The sequence below is a fragment of the Streptomyces hainanensis genome, from assembly GCF_004348415.1.
Lineage (GTDB): Bacteria > Actinomycetota > Actinomycetes > Streptomycetales > Streptomycetaceae > Streptomyces > Streptomyces hainanensis.
On the sequence record NZ_SMKI01000579.1, the window covers coordinates 1 to 4246 of the forward strand.

Sequence of the window (4246 nt, forward strand, 5' to 3'; positions counted from 1 at the left end):
ACCCGCCTCCGACCCACGCGGTCGGGCGTGTCGCAACCCCTCCCCCATTTCGCCGCATGCGTCTCCCACACAGCTCCGCTGTGCGGGTTTCCTCGGCGAGGAGTGGGGGGAGAACTCGGGAAGAACTTCCACCGGGCGCCTGGCTGATGCCCCGCCCACGCTTCCCGGAAGATCCCGGTATTTCCGCACCTCATCAGGGGCGACGAATACAGTGGGACTCGCTTCCGGTCCTCCCGGCGGGAGGCGCGCAGCATTGGCTCTCAACCGAGCAACCTGGTCAGTGTGCCACATCGGCCGGCGCCTACACCAATCGGGCGCCCCACCGCGCACCGCCCCCCGGTGTGGCGCCACGGAGTTGCGCGGGCACGGCCGGTCGGCCTGACTGCTTTCCCCCACCCACCCGGGCCACGGCCGGGCCACGGCCCCGCGCTTCGCGCGGGCGCCCGGGGCCTTCGGCCCGGGCCCGCCCAATCGGCGCGAGGCCCGTGCCGACGCGGTCGGTGAGGGCCGCCCGGCGGCGAAGCCGCAGAGGGCCGGGCCTCCGGCCCGCAGGGGGGAGCCCCCGGCGAGGCCGGCGTCAGCCGTGGAGGTGGAGCACCGCCCGCTCCGACCAGTCCGGTGGGGTCGTGAGGCGCGACACCAGCATCATCACGGCGAAGGAGAGCGGGACCGTCCAGGCCGCCGGCTGGGCGAGGAGGACGGCCAGCAGGCCTGGCCCCGGGGCGGTCAGGAGGCCGGCGAGGGCGGCGCCCGTCGAGGCGCAGACGCCGGTCACCAGGCCGGCGGCCGCGCCGGGGGCGGTCAGGCCGGGCCACCAGATGCCCAGGACCAGCAGCGGGCAGAACGTCGAGGCGGCCACCGCGAAGGCCCACCCCACCGCGACGTTGATGTCGACGCCGCGGGCCGGCAGCGACAGCAGCACCGCGACCAGCGCGCCGGCCACCACCGCCGCCCGTAGCCGCGGCACGCTGGCCCGGGACAGGTCGTGGGAGAGGCCGCCGGCCAGGGCGAGCAGCAGTCCGGACGAGGTGGAGAGGAAGGCCGCGAACGCGCCGGTCGCCACGATCGCGGTGAGCACCGCGCCCCAACTTCCCGGCACGATCTCGGAGGGCAGCACCACCGTCACCGTGTCCGTGTCGCCGCCGTCGACCAGTTCGGGGGTGAAGACGCGGCCCAGCAGCCCGTACACCGCGGGGAAGAGATAGAAGAGGCCGAGCAGCACGATGACGCCGACGGCGACCCGGCGGGCCGCCCAGGCCGAGGCACTGGTGTGGAAGCGCATGATGACGTGTGGCAGGCCGACCGCGCCGAGCGTGGTGGCCAGCAGCACGGACCAGGTGGCGAGCAGCGGCTGTCCCGAGCCGTCGAGGTCGAGGAGCGGCCGGCTCCACTCGCCGACGTCGACCCGCAGCGCCTCCTCGCGGGCGCCGGCTCCGGCGTGGACCACGAGGAAGACGGCGGGGACCGCGATGAAGAGCAGTTTCACCAGGTAGTGGAAGCCCTGGACGTAGGTGGCGGAGCGCATTCCGCCGGCCGCGATCGACACGCTCACCACCATGCCGGCGAGCACCACGCCCACCCAGTAGGGGGTGCCGCTCACCAGGTGCAGCACCACGCCGGCGCCCTTGAACTGCGGCACCAGGTAGAGCCACATGATCACCAGCACGATGACGGCGCAGAGTCGGCGGATGGCCGGTGAGCCGAGCCGGTAGTCGGCGAAGTCGGGCACGGTGTAGGCGCCGGAGCGCCGCATCGGGCCGGCGACCAGGGCGGCGACGGCGACGTAGCCGGCGGTGAAGCCGACGGCGTACCACAGGGTGCCGATGCCGTTCTTCAGCATCAGTCCGGCGAGGCCGAGCACCGAGGCGGCCGAGACGTACTCGCCCGCGATGGCCATCGCGTTCCAGCCCGGCGCGACGCGTCGCGAGGCCACCAGGAAGTCGGGGGTGGTGGAGCGGGTGGCCCGCACCCCGTAGAGGCCGATGACCACGCTGACCGCCAGCAGCAGCCCGATCGCCAGCAGTCCGATCATTCGGGGCCCTTGCCCGAGGACCGCTCGATCCGCTCCGCGCCGCGCACGTGGCGGAACGCGATGAGCAGCAGCAGCGGGTAGCTGGCGGCCATCAGCAGCAGCCAGGAGGCGGGCACGCCGGCCACGGCGACCCGGCCGAGCGCCGGGAGGGCGCCGAGCAGCCCGCTGAGGCCGAAGAGCAGCAGCGCCAGGATGCCGAGGGTGCGTGCCGCGTGGCGCCGCTGCGCGGCGAACAGGGCGCGGGCGGCGGCGAGTTCGCCCTCGCTCTCGTTGTCGGGCCCGGGCAGCGGCAGCAGGTGGCGGGGCGGCCGGTGGCCGCGGGAGAGCGCGATCCTGGTCTGGGGGCTGGTGATCCGGACCCGCCGTGGGGTACTCGTCATCTCAGCGGTCCTCGTCCCGCACGGCGGCCAGCAGTCGCTCCTTGAGGGCGCGGGCGTGCCGGCGGCTGACCGGGACGTCCCCGGCCGGGGTGGCGGCGACGAGCCCCGAGGACCCGGTGACCCGCAGGTCGGTCACCCAGCGGACGGCGACCAGGTAGCCGCGGTGGGTGCGGACGAAGCCGGCGGAGGACCAGACGTCCTCCAGGTAGCTGAGCGAGAGCCGGATCAGGTGGGCGTCCTGGTCGGTGTGGAGCCGCACGTAGTCGCCGTGCGCCTCGGCGAACCGGATGTCGTCGCGGTGCACGAAGACGGTGTGCCGGCCGGTCTCGATCTGGACGACGGAGAGTTCGTCGCTCTCCGGTTCCGACGCCCGGCCGCGCCGGGCGGTGGCGGCCCTGGCCACGGCCTCGGCGAGCCGCTCGGCCCTGATCGGCTTGAGGAGGTAGTCGACGGCGCCGATGCCGAACGCCTCGACGGCGTGCGCCTCGGAGGCGGTGACGAAGACGATGGCGGGTGGTGTGGAGAGCATGCCGAGGACGCGGGCGACGTCCATGCCGGTCAGCCCCGGCATGGAGATGTCGAGGAAGACGGCGTCGAAGCTGCCGGTGCCGAGCAGCCGGACCGCGGCCTCGCCGCCGTCGGCCTCGCTGACCTCGCCGATCTCGGGCATGGTGGCCAGCAGGTCGGCCAGTTCCTCGCGGGTCGAGGTCTCGTCCTCGACGACCAGCACGCGCAGCGGGTTCGACGGTGGGTTCGGCGTTCTCACCGGGTCGTCACTCCTCGCATGAACTTCGGTACCCGGATGACGACCTTGGTCCCCCCGCCGGGTGCCGTCTCGATCACCAGGCCGTACTCGGGCCCGTAGACGGTGCGCAGCCGCTGGTCGACGTTGGCCAGGCCGACGCCGCCGCGGCCGCCGCCCCGGCCGGCGAGGATCGCGCCGGCCTCCTCGGGCCGCATGCCGACGCCGTCGTCCTCGACCTCGATGACGCACAGCGGGCCCTCGCCGAAGCCGGAGACGCTGATGGCGCCGGGCCCCGGCTTGGGTTCGAGGCCGTGTCGGACGGCATTCTCCACGATGGGCTGGATGACGAGGAAGGGGATGGCGACGGGCAGGATCTCGGGTGCCATCCGCACGGTGAGCTCCATCCGGTCGTCGAAGCGGGCCCGTTGCAGTTCGAGGTAGGTCTGCACGGCCTGGAGCTCGTCGGCGACGGTGGCGTAGTCGCCCTGGGTGGAGAAGCTGTAGCGCAGGTAGTCGGCGAAGTCGTTGAGCAGGGTGCGGGCCCGGTCGGGGTCGGTGCGGATGCGGGCGCCGATGACGGCGAGCGCGTTGTGCAGGAAGTGCGGCGAGATCTGGGCGCGCAGGGTGCGGAGTTCGGCCTGGGTGATGCGGGAGCGGGCGCGGCGCAGCGCGGCGTGGTCGAGGGAGCGGGCCACGAGGGCGGCGGCCGGGGCGAGTTCGGCTTCCGCGGCGTCGCGGGCGGCGAGCGCGCCGGAGAGTTCGCCGGCGACGATCAGCGGGACGGCGGCCCAGGGCGGGCGGTGGACGGGGCCGGCGTGTTCGTAGGTGCCGGCGAGCAGTGCGGCGAGCTCGGTGGCGTCGGGTTCCGGGCCGGCGACGGCGACCGGCCGGGCGTCGAGGTCGGCGAGCACCACGGTGGAGGCGCCGAGAAGCCGGCGCAGGCGGCGGGCGGCGGTGCCGGCGCCGCCCCGACACCCTGCGGCGGCTCTTCACCGACGTCGAACCGCTGGCCCGCGCCGCGGGACACGGCCCCGTCCTCGACGCCTGGGGCGACGACCTGCTTCTGCTGCGCGGCACGGCGGAGCCCGG

The 4246-nt window shown here is 74.5% G+C and carries 4 protein-coding genes; all 4 read right to left on the minus strand.

The genetic code is table 11. From position 1 onward, the window contains the following. Positions 1-577: 577 nt before the first annotated feature. From E1283_RS32830 to E1283_RS32845, 4 genes are read right to left on the minus strand one after another with little or no spacing between them, the layout of a single operon-like run. A complete protein-coding gene (locus E1283_RS32830; RefSeq protein WP_132821813.1) occupies positions 578-2032 on the minus strand; it encodes a sodium/solute symporter in 1455 nt (484 codons plus the stop codon). Beyond that, on the minus strand, positions 2029-2412 hold the full coding sequence (locus E1283_RS32835) for a hypothetical protein (RefSeq protein WP_132821814.1): 384 nt from the start codon (positions 2410-2412) through the stop codon (positions 2029-2031). Before E1283_RS32835 ends, E1283_RS32830 begins: the two co-directional genes overlap by 4 nt. A gap of 1 nt (position 2413) precedes the next feature. After that, a complete protein-coding gene (locus E1283_RS32840) occupies positions 2414-3178 on the minus strand; it encodes a LytR/AlgR family response regulator transcription factor (protein ID WP_243745264.1) in 765 nt (254 codons plus the stop codon). Then, on the minus strand, positions 3175-4071 hold the full coding sequence (locus E1283_RS32845) for a sensor histidine kinase (protein WP_243745265.1): 897 nt from the start codon (positions 4069-4071) through the stop codon (positions 3175-3177). The genes E1283_RS32840 and E1283_RS32845 overlap by 4 nt, the downstream gene beginning before the upstream one ends. Positions 4072-4246 lie beyond the last annotated feature (175 nt).